The following is a 2,105-nucleotide window of genomic DNA, read 5'->3' as shown; positions in this document are numbered from 1 at the left end:
CCTATGTGACGACCGACACATTCCTGTCGGTCTTCGGTCTCGCCAGCCTGCGCGACCTGCCCGATCTCGAAAAGCTCGAGGATGCCGGCCTGCTGAGCAAGGACACGCTCCTGGCCGAGGCGATGCCGACCGGTGGCGGCGACGAGGGGGAGGGAGACGCAGAACGCGACGACCACCCCTTTGATGACCCGGATCCGGCGGGTGGAACTGAGCCTCGACCCTGAGCCGAAGCGTTCAGCCGCGCTCCGAAGGCTCGATCGTCGTGTTTGAAGTCGAGTTGGCTCGCTCTATCTGCGCGATGGGCGCGCTCGCAGGGCGACCACGACCGCGCCGACGCCTACGAGACCACKGCCAAGAAGAGGGAGATCGACCTGCGCGTGATGCTCGGTGATCGCGGTTGAGGCAAAAAGGCCGATAGGGCAACGCCGCGATGGACCGCGATGCGCGAAGGGGGGCCGAATAGGCGCTTTCTATCTTAGGGCCCGCCGATCTGTCATCGGCGGGTTTCTTGTCGTAAATCGCCCTGGGCTCAGCGGGAGTGCTRCGTCGCTAACGTGATCCTGGTGCTAGGCTCCGGCGCTAATGCTGTGCCTCACAGCATCGAGGCGATAGACAGGGAATCTCTGGTCGTCCTAACGTCAGGCGTGCACTCGGAGAGGTGCTGGCTTTTGGGGTTGGGCTATCGTGAAGGTCTATGGATTGATTGTCGCTGCCGGCTTCGGCGCGGCGATAGTGGCATGCGTGCCAAATATCTCGCTGCCGGTGACGGTGAAGACGACGAAGGGCGAAGTCTTTCGGGGCATGGCGCAAGGGCCGGCGTTCTCCGGCAATGTGGTGCTCGCAAATACTAATGGGGTGCGCTGCGAAGGGCCTTATAAGGTAGGTCAGGACCGGATTATTCAAGCAACCGCACAATGCAGCGACGGCCGGTCAGCATCGCTCACCGCGTCGTTGGAAGCCGATCTGGTATCGGCACGCGGGTCGGCAAAAATGTCGGACGGCTCAACGGCCCAGGTCGGGATCGGTAAATTTGCTGAACTCGTTGAGAGCGGCGCATCAACTTCGCCTTCGAGAACGCCTGCGCCCGTGCGCGAGGACGAGAAGCGGATCGTGCTCGACACGGTAAGGTCTGCTTTGAAAGATCCGTATTCGGCTGTTTTTAGCTCCGTCGTCGCCCGGAAGAGTGCCGGCGGGGACGTATTGAAGGTGTGCGGCCTGGTCAACGCCAAGAACAGCTACGGCGGATATGTCGGAAACACGCCGTTCTACGTTTTCGCAAGCCGCGAGGGTGGGAGACTGGTGCCACGTCAGTCTTCGGTGACGCTCGGCAACAGCGAGCTCGAGCTGAGCCACATCAAGCGAGAATKCCTTCTTTAACTGAATGGTGTTGTTGCCCGCGGTGAGTGGGGGTCGAAAGAGCAAGGCCGGGATCGCTCCATTCTTCGCTTAGATGGCATACGGCTGAGAGAGGCGCTGACGGGCGTTCTCTCTCTCTCTCTCTCTCTCTCTCTCTCCCTCTCTCTCAGTCGGGGTTCATGCTGCCGACGGGCCGAAGCCCGTCGGCGAGTCCTGAGGGGCAGGAAACTAGGTCGGGCCTTCCGTCTCGTCCTGATTGAGCTGCGGCTCGCGGCTCTCAGGGCTTACGTCGCAGCGTGAAATAAAGGATCGCTTCGTGCGGGCGAACTTGAGGTGGGAACGGCTTCCCCACGCACCCTTTTGCCACGGGGTAAAGTAGCGGCCGACCGCGAAGAGATGCAGGACGTTAGCACCCTGCCGGTTCTCTGGCGGGACTTTGAAGCCGATATCGACGAGCTTTTCAGCGGGTTCAGTGKCTCGGCAGCCGAATAACTGAACGCCGAGATCAGCGAGATGTATCCGCTGGTCGAAGTTCCTGATCTCCTCAGGGAAGTGCATGATTGGACGGGCTTTGCCGATCACTTCACCCATGTCCGCACAGGCGATGCCCCACGAAATGTCTCTGCCATGCTGGCCGGCATCCTGGCCGATGCAACCAATCTCGGTCCGAAGCGAATGGCTGGCGCATCCAAGGGCATCAGCGCCCATCAGATTGGCTGGATGCGCGCCACCATGCCCGATCAGAAACC

General features: G+C 61.2%; 2 protein-coding genes and 2 pseudogenes. 3 read left to right on the top strand and 1 reads right to left on the bottom strand.

Annotation, left to right across the window (positions count from 1 at the left end; genetic code table 11):
* Together AC1DJT_RS36335 and AC1DJT_RS36330 are read left to right on the top strand one after the other, a co-directional pair.
* Positions 1–224: pseudogene (locus AC1DJT_RS36335) on the top strand (SMC-Scp complex subunit ScpB); the annotation flags it as partial.
* 460 nt (positions 225–684) lie between these two features.
* A complete protein-coding gene (locus tag AC1DJT_RS36330) occupies positions 685–1,377 on the top strand; it encodes a hypothetical protein (RefSeq protein ID WP_476836014.1) in 693 nt (230 codons plus the stop codon).
* A gap of 207 nt (positions 1,378–1,584) precedes the next feature.
* Here AC1DJT_RS36330 and AC1DJT_RS36325 read toward each other — a convergent pair whose 3' ends face one another.
* Complete coding sequence (locus AC1DJT_RS36325; RefSeq protein WP_476836013.1) at positions 1,585–1,947, bottom strand: hypothetical protein; 363 nt, start codon at positions 1,945–1,947, stop codon at positions 1,585–1,587.
* Between AC1DJT_RS36325 and AC1DJT_RS36320 the strand changes: the two are divergent.
* Positions 1,849–2,105: pseudogene (locus tag AC1DJT_RS36320) on the top strand (Tn3 family transposase); the annotation flags it as partial. The gene AC1DJT_RS36325 and the pseudogene AC1DJT_RS36320 sit on opposite strands and share 99 nt — an antisense overlap.

The organism is Allobosea sp. 05T422_2 (genome assembly GCF_056396265.1).
Note: the sequence above shows the minus strand (reverse complement) of the source record. Positions and strands in the feature narration are given on the sequence as shown.